Here is a 16,379-nt window from a genome sequence, read left to right as displayed (position 1 = left end):
ACCTCATTGGTTAGTGCTGTGAGCGCGCTGCCCTGCAATTAGGACGCAACGCGCTCGGCGTGGCCGGCAAAACAACACGCCCTGACCGATCGCGGTGATTCCGCCGGCACGCTTCTCCCGAAGCAGGTGCATGCGATTCGCGTGGTGAAGGAGGTGTCCCCCGTGTGGTGAAGCGGTGGAGCTAAACGCACATCAGCGAGTGGAACGTCTGGCGACGCACAACTCACAAATCTGGAATGCCAGGCGAGGGAGTGCCCGTTCTCAGTACCGAACAGTCCATGGCCCCTCCTGCCAGAACTCCGATTTGGATCGAGTCTGCGTAGCCCTGACAGCGTTGTCAACACATCGTCACAGATCTCTGTCGTGGCTGCGATTGCGCTGCAATGCAGCATTTACAAGGATGGACGCGCGTTCCGCCGCGCAGCTTGCGCAATGCTCCTTGCAAGCACGACTTTCACCATCGTCGCGTTCTATCGCAAACACCGCAACGTCATCCTCTAGCGCTGAATTTATGCCGGAATCGTCGTTTCAAGCGCAGGTTTTTGGTGAAGGACAAGTGATGCCGCAATCTGGCCGATTCGCGATTGACACAGTTGCGTTACAAGACGATTGCTGACAACGTTGTCTACCCCGTTTGCCGTTCGTCGGACAATGGGTGACGACGCCAGCCGCCGCCACTGATCAGGAGAATGCGTGAGCGCAAGCAGTCCAATGGAAGCGGTGGCCTTTCCGCGCCCCGAACCCTTCGTTGCCGCCGATGTGGGCGGGACGCACGTGCGCCTGGCGCTGGTGTGCGAAAGCAATGACGCGGGCAAGCCGGTGACGGTGCTGGACTACCGCAAGTACCGCTGCGCCGAGTATCCGGGCCTCGCCGAGATCATGGCCGCGTTCTTCGCGGAGTTGGGTTGCGAACCGGTGCACCGAGGCGTGATCGCCAGCGCCGGTTACGCGCTGGAAGACGGCAGCGTGATCACCGCCAATTTGCCCTGGGTGCTGGCGCCCGAGCAGATTCGCCGCCAGCTCGACATGCAGGCCTTGCATCTGGTCAACGATTTCGAAGCGGTCGCCTATGCGGCCAATTACATGGTCGGCAACCAGGTCATGCAGTTGTCCGGCCCGGCGCAAGGTGCCGCTGGCCCGGCGTTGGTGCTTGGCCCGGGAACGGGCCTGGGCGCGGCCTTGTGGATCCCCAACGGTGGCCACCCGGTGGTGTTGCCCACCGAAGCCGGCCACGCAGCACTGGCGCCTGCCAGTGATCTGGAAGTGGCGCTGCTGCAGGAACTGCGGCGCACGCGCACCCACGTGGGCACCGAGACGCTGTTGTCCGGTCCGGGACTGTTGAATCTGTACATCGCCTTGGCCGCCTTGCGTGGCGACACCGTGGTCCATGCCAGCCCCGCCGATATCACCGCTGCCGCATTGGCCGGCAACGATGGATTGGCGCATGACGCCTTGCAGGCGTTCTGCGGGTTCATGGGCAGCGTGGTCGGCGACCTGATGTTGCTGTATGGCGTCCGTAGCGGTGTCTATCTGGCTGGCGGCTTCCTGCCGCAGATCGCCACTTTTGTTGCCGACAGCGCTTTCGTCGCACGCCTGCTCGACAAGGGTGCTTTGCGTCCAGCGCTGGAACAGGTGCCGGTGAGCATCGTCGAACACGGCCAGCTCGGCGTCATCGGTGCAGCCAGCTGGTTCCTGCAGCACGGTCGCTGACACCCGGATCGCGATCACTTCATGGGAGCGCCCAAGGGCGCGATGAGGCGTTACCAAGAGCGCTACATCGCAGCTAGGGGCGCTCTTGCGTGTATTCCTTTTGGGGCCATACAAGTCCGCTGGTGTGACGCCTGTGGATTGGGTACCTACCGCCTGCGTTCTCCGCCGCAGCGTGTGACAACGCCATCAGGCAACGTGCGGCACACCTGGCAACGCCGAATCGCGCGCCAGCGCGCTTCGGCGCGTCTCGGTTCTCATCAGGGATAACGGCTTAGCCTCTGGCTCGCTCCGCAACGCAACCCTTCGCGCACCATTTTCGTTTCCGCAATCGCGATCCCCTTACAGATCTCCGAACCGCGACTGCAGCGCCGCGATGGCCGCTAGGCCGGCGGTTTCCGTGCGCAGGATGCGTGGTCCCAGTTGCAGGCCGGTGAAGCCCGCATCGGCAAGCACGGCGCGATCGCGTGCCGACCAACCACCTTCGGGCCCGATCGCCACGACGATGTGCCGCTGGATGCTCGATGCCAGCGTGCCCGGGCGCTGCTCGCCCTGCGGGTCCAGGGTCAGCCGTAACGCATGCGCGTCGCTGGCCTGTGCTGCGTCCTGCAGACCCAGCGGTGCGGCGACGGTGGGAATGCGGGCGCGCCCTGACTGCTCGCAAGCCGACACCACCACGCTGCGCCAATGTGCAATGCGTTTTTCCGTGCGCGCAGCATCTAGCTTGACCTCGGTGCGCTCGGCAATCACCGGCACGATCGCCGCAACGCCCAATTCGGTCGCCTTCTGCAGGATCAGATCCATCTTCTCGCCGCGTGCGATGCCCTGCATCAGGGTGATTCGCAGCGGCGATTCGTTGGAAAGTGGCTCTGCGCGTTCCACCAGCGCGCGTGCGTCGCGCTTGCCCGCCACGGTGATGCGCGCGTGGTAGTCGCTGCCGTCGCCGTTGAACAGGATGCAGGCATCGCCCTCGCGCAGTCGCAGCACGCGCAGCAGGTGATTGGCGGAGGCTTCCGGCAACGTCACTTCCTGGTCGCAGTGCAGTGGCACCGCGACATGCGAGCGGGTCAGGCGCATGCAACGGCCTCGGCGATGGCGTGGCGCGTCGTGGCCGCCAGCAACGCAAGGTGCGTCTCGTCCACGCAATACGGCGGCATCCAGTACAGCACGTCGCCGAGCGGGCGCAGCACCACGCCCTTGTCGAGCGCCGCGCGATAGGCCTTCAGGCCGACGCGTGCAGCAGCCGCAAACGGTGTGTGCTTGTCGCCGCCCTGGGTCAGCTCGAAGGCCACGATCATGCCGGCCTGACGCACGTCCGCCACGGCCGGGTGTTCGCCGACCTGTGCAGCGAGTTCACGCATGCGCGCGGCGATGGGTTGGTTGCGCGCAATCACATCGTCGTCTGCGAAGATCTTCAACGTCGCCAACGCCGCCGCGCATGCCAACGGGTTGCCGGTGTAGCTGTGCGAATGCAGGAACGCACGCTCGCGCGAATCGTCCAGGAAGGCGTCGTATACCTGCTGCGTGGCCAGTACCGCCGACAGCGGCAGGAAGCCGCCGGTCAACCCCTTCGACAGGCACAACAGATCGGGCATCACGCCGGCCTGTTCGCAGGCGAACAGGGTGCCGGTACGACCGAAGCCGGTGGCGATTTCGTCGGCGATCAAGAACGCGCCGTGGGCATCGCACAGCTCGCGTGCACGGCGCAGATACGCCGGGTGGTACATGCGCATCCCGCCTGCGCATTGCACGCGCGGCTCCAGAATCAGCGCACAGATTTCGCCTGGCGATCGTTCGAACACTGCCTGCAGCGCATCGGCCGCCTGCAGCGCGTAGTCTTCGGCGCTCTGTCCGGGCTCGGCCAGGTAGGCATCGGGCGAGGGCGTGAATATCGACTCCAGCAACAGCGGCGCATATACCCGTCGGTAGAGCGGAATATCGCCGACCGACAGTGCGCCGATGGTCTCGCCGTGATACCCGTTCTCCAGCGCAATGAAGCGCGTCCGCCGGTGCTCGCCACGATTGTGGAAGTAGTGGAAGGCCATCTTCAGCGCCACCTCCACGCCGGCCGATCCGTTATCGGCATAGAACACCTTGGACAACGGTGCGCGTCCGGCCTGGCGCGGCGCGATCGCCAACAACTGCTCGGCCAGTTGCACGGCCGGCATATGCGTGAAGCCGGCCAACATCACCTGCTCCAGTTCGCCGGCCTGGCGCGCGATGGCCGCGCCGATGCGCGGTTCGGTATGTCCGAACAGGTTGGTCCACCAACTACTGACCGCGTCCAGATAGCGGCGGCCGTCATGGCCAACCAGCCACGCGCCTTCGCCACGCGCGATCGGCACCAGTGGCAGCGTGTGCGGGTGCTCACGCATCTGCGTGCAGGGGTGCCACACCACGTCAAGATCGCGTTGCCGCCACTGGTCGGCAGTTTGTGCGGCTGCAGGGTCTGCTAGGATTTCGGGTTCATGGACATGTCGATGCATCCGCCTATTCTATCGGCCCGCTTTGCGGCTGCGTGCGACGCATGAGCTCGCGCCTGCCGACCATCCACAAAATCACCGATCTGGGTGACGGGCCGTTCCGTCGCCAGCAGCTGGATCTGGAATTTTCCAACGGGCAGCGCCGTATCTACGAACGTCAACTCAGCCAGGGCCACGGGGCCGTGGTGGTGGTGCCGATGCTCGATGCGCAAACCGTGCTGCTGGTGCGCGAATATGCCGCCGGCGTGCATCGCTACGAGCTGGGTCTGGTGAAGGGCCGCATCGACGCCGGAGAGACCCCCGAGCAGGCCGCCGATCGCGAGCTCAAGGAAGAAGCCGGCTACGGCGCGCGCCAGCTACAGGTGCTGCGCGCGATGACGCTCGCTCCTACTTATATGAGTCACCAATCCTGGCTGGTGCTGGCACGCGACCTCTACCCCGAGCGCCTGGTCGGCGACGAGCCGGAAGAGATGGACGTGGTGCCGTGGCCGATCGCACGCCTGGACGAATTGATGCTGCGCGAAGATTTTTCCGAAGGCCGCTCGCTGGCCGCCTTGTTCATTGCGCGCGAGTGGCTGGAGCGCAACCCATGATCCGCATTCCGATGGAACTGCGCGAAACCGTGATCGCCATCGCGCGCGATGCCGGCGCCGCAATCATGGAGGTCTACGCGCAGGACTTCGCGGTGGAGATCAAGGACGACGCCAGTCCGCTGACCCAGGCCGACCTGGCCGCCAACCGCGTCATCGTCGAAGGCCTGCGGCGGATCACCCCGGATGTGCCGGTGCTGTCGGAAGAGTCTGCGCACGTGGCCTGGGAACAACGCCAGTACTGGACCAGTTACTGGCTGGTCGATCCGCTCGATGGCACCCGCGAGTTCGTCAAGCGCAATGGCGAGTTCAGCGTCAACATCGCACTCATCCATATGGGCGCGCCGGTGCTCGGGGTGGTGCAGGCGCCGGTCGATGGGCGGGTCTGGTATGCCGCACGCGGCGAAAACGCATTCCGCCGCGACGGCGACCGCGACGAGATGCTGCACACGCGCACCCCGGCGGCGACGCCGTTGCGCGTGGCTGCCAGCCGTTCGCACCGCGACGCGCGCACCGCTGCCGCGCTGGAGCGCATGGGCCAGATCGACGTGGTGGCGCAAGGGTCGTCGTTGAAGTTCTGCCGCATCGCCGAAGGCGATCTGGATGTGTATCCGCGCTTCGGTCCCACCTCCGAGTGGGACACCGCCGCCGGCCAGTGCGTGCTGCATGCCGCTGGCGGCGTGTTGCTGGCCGGCGGTAGCGGCAAACCGTTTCGCTACAACCGCCGCGATACCTTGCTCAACGGCGACTTCATCGCACTGGGCGACCCCAATCTGCCCTGGCGCGATTGGCTGGCGTGAGCGGCGTGCGTGCGGTCTTCGCGATGGCGTGGCTGCGCAAGGTCCTGACCAACTGAAAGGTACACTCCGTCCCCGCACGCGGTTGTGTGCCACATGCCGCAGCGGGGTGCGATGGCCGCGCACGTCGCCTGCGACCTGCCGCCGGTAGCGCACTCATTTCCAAAGGTTCCAGGAACACACGATGCCTCAGACCCCGTCCACCGGCGACATCCAGCAGTTGTTGCAGTTGATGGCACGCCTGCGCGATCGCGAACACGGCTGCCCCTGGGATGTGCAGCAGACCTTCGCCAGCATTGCGCCGTACACCATCGAAGAAGCCTACGAAGTGGCCGATGCGATCGACCGCAACGACCTGGTTGGCCTGCGCGACGAGTTGGGCGATCTGTTGCTGCAGGTGATTTTTCACGCGCAGATGGCGGCCGAGCAAGGGGCATTCGGGTTCGCCGACGTGGTCGCCACGCTCAGCGACAAACTGGTGCGGCGCCACCCGCATGTGTTCGCTGCGCAACAGGCGCACGATGCGCAGGCGGTGAGCGTCAATTGGGAGCAGATCAAGCGCGAAGAACGCCGCGCCGCCGGCAATCAGGACGACTCCGCGCTTGCCGGCATCGCGCGCGGGCTGCCCGAATGGCAGCGCTCCACCAAACTGCAGTCGCGCGCGGCGCGGGTGGGGTTCGACTGGCCCGGCCCGGCCCCGGTGCTGGAAAAACTGCAGGAAGAAATCGAAGAACTGCGTGTGGAATTCGCACGCGGCCCGGTCGCCGACAACCAGGCCCGGCTGGAAGACGAACTGGGGGATGTGTTGTTCGTCTGTGCCAATCTGGCCCGGCATGCCAAGGTCGATGTCGGCGCCGCGCTGCGGCACGCCAACCTGAAATTCGAACGTCGCTTCCGTGCGATGGAAGCGCATGCGCACGCGCAGGGCACCACGCTGGATACGTTGTCGCTGAGTGCACAGGAAGCACTATGGCAACAGGTCAAGCGCGACGAATCTGCCGCCGCGCAGCTGGATGCCAGCGCCGCGCCGCACGCATGAGCAGCGCGCTGACCACGCTGTTGCTCTTTGTCGCCACCGCCGCAGCCGAATTGGTCGGTTGCTACCTCCCTTATCTATGGCTGCGAAAAGGCGGCAGCGTGTGGTTGCTGCTGCCCAGCACGCTGAGCCTTGCGATCTTCGTGTGGCTGTTGAGTCTGCATCCGGCTGCCAGCGGGCGCGTGTATGCCGCCTACGGCGGGGTCTATATCGCCAGTGCCTTGCTGTGGTTGTGGTGGGTTGACCGTATCATCCCGACCCGCTGGGATCTGCTCGGTGCCGCCTGCTGTCTGCTCGGCATGGCGGTCATCATGTTCGCCCCGCGCAACGTCTGAGCTTGGTTGCGTGCGCTGCGCATCCGTGGGGCCTCACGGTCACGCGGAGCGAAATTCGCGACATCCAGTCGCCGCGCGAGCTGATCGACTCGATGGCGCGGCAGATGAAGGCAGCGCGCGAAAAGCGCGCGCAGATCCTCGAAGCCGACGGCTCGCGTCCATCGGAAATCCTGCGCGCCGATGGCGGAAAGCAGGCCGCCGTGCTCGAGGCCGAAGGGCGCAAGGAAGCCGCCTTCCGCGACGCCGAAGCGCGCGAACGCCTGGCCGAGGCGCATACCATCCAGAAGGTGTCCGATGCCATCGCCATCGCCATCGCCAACGGCAGCGCCAGTGTGCAGTCGATCAACTATTTCGTCGCACAGAAGTAGGTGGAAACGTTCAAGGCGCTGGCGACCGCGCCAAATCAGAAATGCGTGCTGATGCCGATGGAATCCAGCAGCATCAGCGGCTCGATCGCCTGTATCGCCGAGTTGGCCAAGCAAGCGATCGGCAAGTCCGAGCCAATCGCCGTGCGCGCGCCGCCGATGCCGCCGCGCGCAGGAAGCTGAGCCATGCGCTGGGATGTAGCGGTCTGGGCGGTGCTGGTACTGCTGTTGATTGCGGCCGAGACCTTGGTGCGGGTGCCTTGCTGCTATGGATGGAGATCGCTGCTGCAGCGGCGTGCGTGTTGGTGTTGCCGGACATCGCGTTGCGGTTGCAGATCGTGGTCTTCGTGGTGCTCGGCGTCGTCTCGCTGCAGCTGTATCGCAACTGGTTTCGCGGCAAGGACCGCCAGAGTGAGCGTCCGTTGCTCAATCGACGCGCCGAACAGTTGATTGGACGTCGCGTCCTGCGCGATCAGGTCATCCAGGATGATCGTGATCCGCCCAGATCGAGGATGCGTTCTGGTGGTCGCCGGTCCGGATCTGGCGGCCGGCATGCCGGTGCGCATCGTCGCTGTCGATGGCACGACCTTGCTGGTGCAGCCGGCCAGTTGATGTATGCGGGGCGGGCACGCGCTGCCGTGTCCACGGACGTATTGTTGCAGCGCGGCGTAGTCGGGCGCCCGTCAATGCCCTCCCATCAGCGTCACCGCGCTGCCGCGCGTGTGCCGTTCCCCCAAGCGCGGCAGGATGGCGATAATGGACGTCTTTCCTGTGGACCGGCGCGCATGACCCAGAAGACCATCCTCAATGACACCCATCGTGCGCTCGGCGCCAAGATGGTCGACTTCGGCGGTTGGGACATGCCGATCCACTACGGCTCGCAGCTGGACGAGCACCACCAGGTGCGTCGCGACGCCGGCATGTTCGACGTCAGCCACATGACCGTGGTCGATCTGCACGGTGCGCGGGTGCGCGAGTTCCTGCGCTACCTGCTCGCCAACTCGGTGGACAAGCTCAAGGTCTCCGGCAAGGCGCTATACACCTGCATGCTCAATCCGCAGGGCGGGGTGATCGACGACCTCATTGTCTATTACATGAGCGAAGATTTCTTCCGTCTGGTGGTCAACGCCGCCACCCGCGAAAAGGATCTGCAGTGGATCGGCGAGCAGGCCGCACGTTTCGAGGTGCGCGTGGAAGAGCGCGGCGACTTCGCGATGATCGCCGTGCAAGGCCCCAACGCACGCGCCAAGGTCATCGAGCTGCTTGATCCGGCCGACACCACGGCAGCGAGCAAGCTCGGCCGTTTCGCTGCGCTGCAGACACGCTCGCGTGACGGCATTGCATTGTTTCTTGCGCGCACCGGCTACACCGGTGAAGACGGTTTCGAAATCGTGTTGCCGCAGGACGCCGCGGTCGCGTTCTGGACTGCATTGCTTGCGCAGGGCGTCAAACCTGCCGGTCTGGGCGCACGCGACACCTTGCGCCTGGAAGCGGGCATGAATCTTTATGGCCAGGACATGGACGATGCAGTCACCCCGTACGAGGCGGGGCTGGCCTGGACGATCGCCCTGGACGAAGGTCGCGACTTCATTGGTCGCAGCGTGCTCGAGTCGCAAAAGGCGAAGGGCGCGCCGCGTCAGCTGATCGCTGTGGTGATGGACGAAAAGGGCGTGCTGCGGCACGGCCAGGCCGTGCTCACCGCCAGCGGCGAAGGCGAGATCCTGTCCGGCACATTTTCGCCGACGCTGGGCAAGGCGATCGCCTTCGCGCGCGTGCCGGCCGGCAGCATCGAGCAGTTGCGCGTGGACATCCGCGGCAAGCAGGTGCCGTTACGCGCGGTGAAGTTTCCGTTCGTGCGCGATGGCCAGGCACAGCCCGGCGTACTCGGCGACTGAATCGCGCAGCGCCGCGCACTCCGCGCGGTGTTGCTCCCGCATCCGCATCACCCACCACCCAGCCGTCGCGCGTGCACCGGTCTTGTCGCGCGGTCTAAACTAGCCACCTGTCCCCAATCCTCATCTTTCCCGGAGCACACCCATGAGCGAGATCCCTGGCGACCTCAAGTTCCTCAAATCCCACGAGTGGGCCCGTGTCGAAAGCAGCGGCCGCGTGACCGTCGGTATTTCCGACCATGCGCAGGGCTTGCTGGGCGACCTGGTTTACGTCGAACTCCCAGGCGTGGGCGACACCGTGCAGGTCGGCAACGGTGCTGCGGTCGTGGAATCGGTCAAGGCCGCCTCCGACGTCTACAGCCCGGTCAGCGGCACCGTCGTCGAGGTCAACAGCGCGTTGAGCGACAAGCCGGAAACCATCAACGAAGACGCGTATGGCGAAGGCTGGATCTTCGTCGTCGAGATCGACGACAAGGAGCAGCTCAACGACCTGCTGGACCCGGACGACTATGCCGAGCTGCTCGAAAACGACGAGCACTGATCCGGTTTCGTTGCCGCCGGAATCCGATGGCCGCTCCCAGAGCGGCCATTTTTTTTTTGCGCGTGCCGTCGCCAGCGATGCCCGGTCTCGGTGCGGGGATTCCTCGCAGGTCGGCAGCGGGATTTGAGATGGGGATGCGTCGGTCGGGCGACGGCGATGACGCTGCAGACGAGTCGATGCGGTGTGCGTGTCGGCAGTGACGATCCAACGCGCATCCACGGCTCGCCCACCTGCACGTGTGCCGGATTTCTGACGTGAGTCGTTCGTGAGGGTCTGGCGTGCAGTCGGTGAAAAATTTTCTGTGGTGCTGCCTGTCGCGATCATCCGGCGGTGCATGCGTTGCACACCGCAGTCGGTGCGCGAACGCATGCATCGCGATCTAGGTACTCAATAAGTTTGCGCATTTCCGCTCATGCGACGGCGGAAGTGCGACGGTTGGAAAAAAAATTTTCAGCTGGCGGACAGGCGGCAAGCAGTGCCGTCGCATCGGCTTCCTGGCCCTGTCGTCGAAGCGCTCGACTTGGTGCGAAAGCGTACCGCTTAAGAAAAACAGCAGAAAAGAAGTGCTTTTTCGAAAACGCTGTTAGGCGAGTACGCGTCTCGGCCATGCGTGTACGCCGGTGCGCGCGGTGTTTCGCTGCCGCGGATGCGGCACGCGGAGATGCTTGGCTGAAAAAAAAATGCAAAAGAGTGTTGACAGTAAAAAAAAGCGTGATTAGGTTTCGCCCAGCAGACATTGCTGCGGAAGAGAGTAAGCAGAATCGACATCGCGCCGACACGCTTGTTCCGGATGTCCACCGAAGCACTAATCACGGTGGAGTCGGGTCCGCTTCCCTCCAAGAAAGCAATTGTCGTTCCGACTACGCACCCGTGTCGCCGCTCGATGCGGGTGTTTCTGTATCCGTTCCGTCGCGCATTACCTGCGGACGGTTCCCCACGACGGCATGCCGTCGCGGGGTTTGGTTCAACTGGGCGTTCAACTCCATAGTTCACTGACGAGGAGCCAATTACATGGCCACTGCAAAAGCTGCGAAAAAGAAACCCACTGCCAAAAAAGCAGTGAAGAAGACTGCCGCCAAGAAAGCCGTCAAGAAGGTCGCCAAAAAGGCAACCGCCAAGAAGGCAGTGAAGAAGACTGCTGCCAAGAAGGCCGTCAAGAAGACTGCAAAGAAGGCAACCGCCAAGAAGGCAGTGAAGAAGACTGCAAAGAAGGCAACCAAGAAGACTGCCGCCAAGAAGGCAGTGAAGAAGACTGCAAAGAAGGCGACCAAGAAGACTGCCGCCAAGAAAGCCGTCAAAAAGGCAGCCAAGAAAGCCGTCAAGAAGACCGCCAAAAAGGCAGTAGCGAAGAAGGCGACCAAGAAGTCCGCCACCAAGAAGACCGCTGCCAAGAAGCCGGTCGCGAAGAAGGTCGCCAAGAAGAAGCCGGCCGTTCGCAAGAAGAAGGCCGCTCCGGTCGCGCTGCCCGCAACCCCGGCACCGCTGATCTGATCTTGTAATACCCGATCGCCGTAAACATCGAGCTCTCTTCCCGACGCCCAGCGGGGAGGGAGCTTTTTTATGTGCCTGGCATCGGCACGGTCAGCGCGGCGCCGCGCGTTCGAGTTTGCAGACGGCGTTGGTGTCGCCATCCGCGCCAAGTCGCTGCATTGCAAGTTCTCGGCATCGCGTTGCCAAGCACGCAGACCGGTCGGCAGCGCAGATGCCGCCATGAGTCGGTTGAATCGTCGAACCACATTCAGACCGTTGTACAGATGCCTTGGCGCGACGGCATGACGCGATAAGACAGGGCCACGCAAAGTCCCGCAGCGTGCTGCGCGATACGTGTCCGCCTGGGGTGATGAAGCGTGCCGGCACTGCATCAGGTCGGTGGAGAGAGGCCGTGGGCGGACCAGGCTGCAAGACCAGGGCTGACGGTTGGCGTCTCTACGTCAGCACGTCGAACAGATGGGCTCAGCCGCAGCGCTTCTGGAAACGGGTTGTTGACGGCAGCCGAAGAACCGGTGCGTCTTGATCACCCAAGCGTTGCTCCTCCGCTCCACTCCACGAGCCGACCAACGCGCATCGGGACACGCAGGAACAACAAAGGCGGCCGAAGCCGCCTTTGTTTTGAAGTCCCCGACACGGCGTCGGGGTAGCGCGTCCACGCACTCAGCGCGGCGATGCCACCGACTTGCCGGAAGACGAGCCCTTGCCGGCCGGGTCGGGCTTCTCAGCCAACATGTTTTCGCTGCCGAAGTCGCCGTCCACATCGATGTCCAACCAACGCTTCGCCGGCAGACCGAGCGCGCGGTCCAGGATAGTCGGCAGCATGCCCGAGGGCAGGCCGCTTTCGCCGTTCCACAGGATCGCAATCCCCAGGTCGCGCTCGGGGAGCAGCGCTACGAGGCCGCGATACCCCTGCACCGCACCGGCATGGAACACCACTTGATGGCCGGCGTAATCGAACACGCGCCAGCCCAGCGCGTAGCTGGCTGCATCCACACGCTCGTGGCGCCAGCCGGAACGCATCTCGCCTGGCGTGGAGATCAACGGCGCGTGCAGCGTCGCCAGCAGCGGCGCAGGCAGCACGTCGGTGCGATGGCCGGTGTGCGCAAGCAGCCACTGCGCCATATCGCTGGCGCTGGCGTTGACGCCTGCAGCGGGCGCCAGGCGGTAGTAGGTCGGTTTGGGCGTCAGCGACACCCAACCGTTGCGGCTGCGCACGTGCGGGCGCGCCCAGTGCGGGCTAGCCTGGATGCCGGCCAGGCCCATGCTGGCGTCGTTCATGCCCAGCGGCTTGAAGATACGGCGCTCCACCGACTGCTCGTAGAAGCTGCCCGATGCGGCGAACACCACATCGCCGACCAGGCTGAAAGCCACGTTCTGATACGCGTAGCAATCGCCCGGTGTGCAGCGCAGCGGTGCGGCCGCCAGCTTGTGACTGAGCGAGTAGTAGTCGACGTTGGATTCGATATCGCGGTCGTAGGCATTGCGGGTCAGGCCGACGCGATGGCTGAGCACTTCGGCAACGGTGAGCTGGCGGGTCGCGGCGCTATCGCTGAGCTGGAAGCCGGGCACGTAGTCGACCACCTTGCTGTCCCAACGCAACACGCCATCGTTGACCAGCAGGCCGGCCATGGTGCCGGCGAAGGCCTTGGACAGCGAGGCCAGACGAAACACGGTGTGGCCATCGACCGGCTGCGGATGATTGACATCGGTGACGCCATAGCCGCGCGCGCTGAGCACCTTGCCGCCCTGCACGATGGCCATCGCCATCCCGGGCACGCGGTTGCCGTAGGTCAACTGCTCCGCCATCGATTCGAAGGCCGCCACCTCGAAGCCGGCGGCCGGCGCCAACACCCGGCTGGCCGGCAGCGAGGTGCGATAGGGCAGCGGTGCTGTGGGCGACTGCGCAAGCGTGGCCGGCTGCAGCGCAGCGGCGGTGGGCGCGGGTGTCTGCGCGGTGGAAGAGAGGGCCAGAGGCAATAACGCCCCGAGCAGCCCGATGACCAACGGTCGGAACCGTCGGCGCGTGCGCATTTCTGTCATGGTTGTCCCGCCTGTTCCACTGCCTCCGGCGATTCTAGCGCCGCGCTTTGCAATTGCACAAACTGCCGGAAGATGAATGGACATCATATTGATCCGATTGATGATTTTAAGTTCAGAAATCGAGTGTTCCCGGGTGGTGGAGGCATCGGCTTCCGTTGATGGTGTTCGAGCTGCAAGCCCCGTGCCCGGGCACGGATGCGTCCGGCTTGTCGTGTGCTGCGCTCGCGCGCTGGTGGTGCTGCGTCGCATCGGCTAACTTTGCGCGCTTCTTTCGCGCGTGCTGCCGCTGCCATGTGCCTGTTGTCGGGTCCGCTTGTGCGGGCGGGTGTTACATGATGACTAATTCCTCGATGCCGCAATCTGCGGCTGGCCGTTTGAGTGCGGCGCTAAGAAGCTCGCCGCCGTTGGCATGGTCGTTTCTTTACTTTTTCTGCCTGCTCAGCGGTTACTACGTGTTGCGTCCGGTACGCGAAGCGATGGGCGCCTCGGCCGATGTGGAGGCGCTCTTTCCCACCGGCATGATCGCGTTCTTCGCCGCGCACGGCATGCCGTTGAAGGACTTCACGTTGCAGGTGCTGTTCACCTGCACATTCCTGATCATGGTGCTGTTGCAGCCGGTGTACGGCGCGCTGGTCAGCCGCTATCCGCGGCGGGTGTTCCTGCCGATGGTGTACGGCTTCTTCATCGCGACCCTGCTGCTGTTCTACGTGTTGTTCGACACGGGGGTGCCGGGACGCGGCATGGCGTTCTTTTTGTGGGTGACCGTCTTCAACCTGTTTGCGGTGGCGGTGTTCTGGAGCTTCATGGCCGATGTCTTCAGCAATGCGGAGGCGCGTCGCTACTACGGCTATATCGGTGCGGCGGGCACGTTGGGCGCGTTTCTCGGGCCGATTCTCACCCGCACACTGGTCGAACGCATCGGCATTGCGCATCTGATGCTGGTGTCGGCCGGGTTTTTGACGGTGTGTGTGGTCTGCGTGCTGCGTCTGCGGCTGTGGGCCGTTGCGCGCGAACAGGAGCGCCAGCTGAGCTCGGGTGAAGTGCCGATGGGCGGCGACGTGCTCGGCGGCCTCAAGCTGATCGTGCGTGAACCGCTGTTGCGCTGGCTGGCCTTCATGGTGTTGTTCGGCATCGGTGTCGGTACCTTGCTCTACAACGAGCAGGCAGCGCTGGTGCGGCGGCTTTACACGGATGCGGCGGCGGCCACCGCCTACTATTCCAGCATCGACCTGGCGATCAACGCATTGGCGCTGGTGCTGCAATTGTTGGTGACGCGCGCGTTGCTATCGCGCTTCGGCATCGCGCCGGCCTTGTTGCTCCCGGGTGTGGCGATCATGCTGGGCTATGCGGTGCTGGCAGCGTCGCCACTGCCGATGATGATTGCAATCGTGCAGGTGATTACCCGCTCCAGCGAATTCGCACTGGCCAAACCCGCGCGCGAGACGCTGTACACGCGGGTGGATCGTGAGTGGCGCTACAAGGCCGGTGCGGCGATCGATACGGTGGTCTATCGCGGTGGCGATCTGACCTTCGTCTGGGTCCACAAGCTGGTGTCTGCGTTCGGCTCCAGCGCGGTGTTCGGCGTCGGTCTGCTCGTGGCGACCGGTATGACGGTGGGCGCGTTTGGCCTGCTGCGCGAAGCACGCAAGCTACCTGCCGAGCGCGATGTGGGCGCCGGTCAACGCGTTTCCGAGTGAGTGCGGCGACAGCACCGCGCGGCGGGCGTCTGTCGGAACATGGACGCAGCCCTCGTAGCGCGGTGGTAGCGGCGTCCTGTTAGCTGCTCTGAAGAAGTGCATGTCAACAAGGAAGATGGGTGCCCGAGATGCCGCGTTGTCGCCCGGCATCGGCCGTGCACATGACCTGCCTCTCACCCTGGTAGCGCTGAGCGCACGCATCGGCACAATCGTGCAGGCGTGCCGAACAGCACGATCGCAATCGCGGCTATGCTGACGGCACCATTTGCCAAGGCGGTCTGCCATGTCCCTGTTCGCCATCATTGCCGGCCTGTGCGTCGCACTGCTGCACGTCTACATCCTAGTCCTGGAAATGGTGCTCTGGACGCACCCGCTGGGTTTGAAGACCTTCCGCAACAGCCTTGAGAAGGCGCAAGCCACCCGCGTGCTGGCAGCCAACCAGGGGCTCTACAACGGTTTCCTGGCCGCTGGCCTGTTCTGGGGTGCACTGGCCGCGCGCGCCGACGTGCTGAGCTTTTTCCTGGGCTGCGTGGTGGTGGCAGGTTGCTATGGCGCCTATAGCGTCAACCGCCGCATTTTCTTTGTGCAGGCGCTGCCGGCGTTGATCGCCCTGGCACTGGTGTGGCTGCCGCAGTGATGTGGCTGCCGAAGGGTGTTCGTTGCGCGCGGGAGCGGACTGGTTCGCGATCAAGCCTTGCTCGTAGCCTCAATCGCACCTGGCTGCTTCCAGCGTATGACATGGATATGCCCGACTCCCGCGCGCGTTCCGCTCCTGACGCGCGCTCGTTCGACAGCGGGCTGACGCGGGGCCAATAGCTGGCAGGTTCTTTCTGCTGCGAAAACCTCCGTCCACCAAGGCCATGGGCGGTGCGTTCGCAGCGCGACCAGTCCCCACAAACAACGACGGCGGGCCGAAGCCCGCCGTCGTCTACTCTTTCTGCAACTTGCGCCTTACGCCGCTTCGCGTGGCTGCTGTGCCTGCGGCTTATCGTAGAAGCTGGCCGCACGCAACTCATGCGGATCGAAGTCGTCCACGGTGATGGTGTCCATCATGATCTCGCGCAGCTCTTCGAGCAGCTTGCGCTCGTCCGGGGTTAGCACGCCCTCGGCCACGGCTTCGTCCAGCTGCGCGGTGAAATCCAATGCTTCGATACCCTTTGTCTTGAGCGCCTTGAGGAACTTGCGCTCCACCGGCTCGGCCATCACCGCCTTGGTCAGGTAGCTGGCGATACGGCCCCCCGGGTTGTTGGCGCACGGGGTCAGGAACACGCCCTGGGCCAGACGGTCGCGCGCTTCGTTCGGAGTCATCAACAGCGACGCCACACGATGCCCCAGGCGGTCGCCGGGCGCTTCGGCACGACGGCCGAGCGGGAAGATCAGCACCCACATCAACCAGCCCACCGGG

At 64.3% G+C, this 16,379-nt stretch carries 13 protein-coding genes and 3 pseudogenes; 12 read left to right on the top strand and 4 right to left on the bottom strand.

Translation table 11 applies throughout. The features are described 5' to 3' along the window. Window positions 1-693 precede the first annotated feature (693 nt). Window positions 694-1,710 (top strand): glucokinase family protein, encoded by a 1,017-nt coding sequence (locus tag XBLMG947_RS06235; protein ID WP_065466969.1) that lies wholly within the window; start codon window positions 694-696, stop codon window positions 1,708-1,710. Between the two features lie 339 nt (window positions 1,711-2,049). Here XBLMG947_RS06235 and XBLMG947_RS06230 read toward each other — a convergent pair whose 3' ends face one another. Further along, the gene (locus tag XBLMG947_RS06230; RefSeq protein ID WP_065466968.1) at window positions 2,050-2,784 is read right to left on the bottom strand and encodes a 16S rRNA (uracil(1498)-N(3))-methyltransferase; all 735 of its coding nucleotides are present in this window, start codon (window positions 2,782-2,784) and stop codon (window positions 2,050-2,052) included. Further along, window positions 2,775-4,193, bottom strand: a complete 1,419-nt coding sequence (bioA, locus tag XBLMG947_RS06225) for an adenosylmethionine--8-amino-7-oxononanoate transaminase (protein ID WP_065466966.1) — start codon at window positions 4,191-4,193, stop codon at window positions 2,775-2,777. The genes XBLMG947_RS06230 and bioA overlap by 10 nt, the downstream gene beginning before the upstream one ends. A 41-nt stretch (window positions 4,194-4,234) precedes the next feature. On the opposite strand from bioA, the gene nudE reads away from it, so the two are divergent. From nudE to XBLMG947_RS21185, 9 genes and pseudogenes are all read left to right on the top strand, one after another. Beyond that, window positions 4,235-4,783: an ADP compounds hydrolase NudE gene (gene nudE, locus XBLMG947_RS06220; RefSeq protein WP_065466964.1), complete on the top strand. Its 549-nt coding sequence runs from the start codon at window positions 4,235-4,237 to the stop codon at window positions 4,781-4,783. Continuing rightward, a complete protein-coding gene (gene cysQ / locus XBLMG947_RS06215) occupies window positions 4,780-5,580 on the top strand; it encodes a 3'(2'),5'-bisphosphate nucleotidase CysQ (RefSeq protein ID WP_065466962.1) in 801 nt (266 codons plus the stop codon). The genes nudE and cysQ overlap by 4 nt, the downstream gene beginning before the upstream one ends. A 181-nt stretch (window positions 5,581-5,761) precedes the next feature. Further along, a pseudogene (mazG, locus tag XBLMG947_RS06210) lies at window positions 5,762-6,601 on the top strand (nucleoside triphosphate pyrophosphohydrolase); the annotation flags it as partial. An 11-nt stretch (window positions 6,602-6,612) separates the two neighbouring features. Further along, window positions 6,613-6,948 (top strand): YnfA family protein, encoded by a 336-nt coding sequence (locus tag XBLMG947_RS06205; protein WP_065466958.1) that lies wholly within the window; start codon window positions 6,613-6,615, stop codon window positions 6,946-6,948. Then, a pseudogene (locus tag XBLMG947_RS23505) lies at window positions 6,936-7,496 on the top strand (SPFH domain-containing protein); the annotation flags it as partial. The gene XBLMG947_RS06205 and the pseudogene XBLMG947_RS23505, both read left to right, overlap by 13 nt. A 3-nt stretch (window positions 7,497-7,499) precedes the next feature. Beyond that, window positions 7,500-7,925: pseudogene (locus XBLMG947_RS06195) on the top strand (NfeD family protein). Between the two features lie 173 nt (window positions 7,926-8,098). Continuing rightward, a complete protein-coding gene (gene gcvT, locus XBLMG947_RS06190; RefSeq protein ID WP_065466956.1) occupies window positions 8,099-9,208 on the top strand; it encodes a glycine cleavage system aminomethyltransferase GcvT in 1,110 nt (369 codons plus the stop codon). 142 nt (window positions 9,209-9,350) lie between these two features. Further along, on the top strand, window positions 9,351-9,746 hold the full coding sequence (gene gcvH, locus XBLMG947_RS06185) for a glycine cleavage system protein GcvH (RefSeq protein WP_065466954.1): 396 nt from the start codon (window positions 9,351-9,353) through the stop codon (window positions 9,744-9,746). A gap of 1,011 nt (window positions 9,747-10,757) precedes the next feature. Continuing rightward, window positions 10,758-11,237 carry a histidine biosynthesis protein HisIE gene (locus XBLMG947_RS21185; protein ID WP_083992905.1) on the top strand — a complete coding sequence of 160 codons (480 nt, stop codon included), beginning with the start codon at window positions 10,758-10,760 and terminating at the stop codon, window positions 11,235-11,237. A 660-nt stretch (window positions 11,238-11,897) separates the two neighbouring features. Here the strand turns inward: XBLMG947_RS21185 and XBLMG947_RS06175 are convergent. Then, a complete protein-coding gene (locus XBLMG947_RS06175; RefSeq protein ID WP_065466952.1) occupies window positions 11,898-13,277 on the bottom strand; it encodes a serine hydrolase domain-containing protein in 1,380 nt (459 codons plus the stop codon). Window positions 13,278-13,612: 335 nt separating this feature from the next. Between XBLMG947_RS06175 and XBLMG947_RS06170 the strand changes: the two genes are divergently transcribed. Together XBLMG947_RS06170 and XBLMG947_RS06165 are read left to right on the top strand one after the other, a co-directional pair. Beyond that, entirely contained in the window at window positions 13,613-14,974 is a 1,362-nt protein-coding gene (locus XBLMG947_RS06170) for an NTP/NDP exchange transporter (protein ID WP_065467003.1), read from the top strand. 283 nt (window positions 14,975-15,257) lie between these two features. Next, on the top strand, window positions 15,258-15,611 hold the full coding sequence (locus XBLMG947_RS06165) for a DUF1304 domain-containing protein (protein ID WP_065466950.1): 354 nt from the start codon (window positions 15,258-15,260) through the stop codon (window positions 15,609-15,611). 314 nt (window positions 15,612-15,925) lie between these two features. Here the strand turns inward: XBLMG947_RS06165 and XBLMG947_RS06160 are convergent. Then, window positions 15,926-16,379, bottom strand: a 454-nt coding sequence (locus XBLMG947_RS06160; RefSeq protein ID WP_139074360.1) for an acyl-CoA dehydrogenase domain-containing protein, incomplete at its 5' end; no start/stop codon positions are given.

Source organism: Xanthomonas bromi, from assembly GCF_900092025.1.
Taxonomy (GTDB): Bacteria; Pseudomonadota; Gammaproteobacteria; order Xanthomonadales; family Xanthomonadaceae; genus Xanthomonas; species Xanthomonas bromi.
Note: the sequence above shows the minus strand (reverse complement) of the source record. Positions and strands in the feature narration are given on the sequence as shown.

Bases quoted from the DNA above. Each gene is read 5' to 3' on its own strand.
- XBLMG947_RS06165 (WP_065466950.1), top strand. From the start codon at position 15,258: ATGTCCCTGTTCGCCATCATTGCCGGCCTGTGCGTCGCACTGCTGCAC.
- cysQ (WP_065466962.1), top strand. From the start codon at position 4,780: ATGATCCGCATTCCGATGGAACTGCGCGAAACCGTGATCGCCATCGCG.
- XBLMG947_RS21185 (WP_083992905.1), top strand. From the start codon at position 10,758: ATGGCCACTGCAAAAGCTGCGAAAAAGAAACCCACTGCCAAAAAAGCA.
- XBLMG947_RS06230 (WP_065466968.1), bottom strand. From the start codon at position 2,784: ATGCGCCTGACCCGCTCGCATGTCGCGGTGCCACTGCACTGCGACCAG.
- XBLMG947_RS06170 (WP_065467003.1), top strand. From the start codon at position 13,613: ATGACTAATTCCTCGATGCCGCAATCTGCGGCTGGCCGTTTGAGTGCG.
- gcvT (WP_065466956.1), top strand. From the start codon at position 8,099: ATGACCCAGAAGACCATCCTCAATGACACCCATCGTGCGCTCGGCGCC.
- XBLMG947_RS06175 (WP_065466952.1), bottom strand. From the start codon at position 13,277: ATGACAGAAATGCGCACGCGCCGACGGTTCCGACCGTTGGTCATCGGG.
- bioA (WP_065466966.1), bottom strand. From the start codon at position 4,193: ATGCATCGACATGTCCATGAACCCGAAATCCTAGCAGACCCTGCAGCC.
- nudE (WP_065466964.1), top strand. From the start codon at position 4,235: ATGAGCTCGCGCCTGCCGACCATCCACAAAATCACCGATCTGGGTGAC.
- gcvH (WP_065466954.1), top strand. From the start codon at position 9,351: ATGAGCGAGATCCCTGGCGACCTCAAGTTCCTCAAATCCCACGAGTGG.
- XBLMG947_RS06205 (WP_065466958.1), top strand. From the start codon at position 6,613: ATGAGCAGCGCGCTGACCACGCTGTTGCTCTTTGTCGCCACCGCCGCA.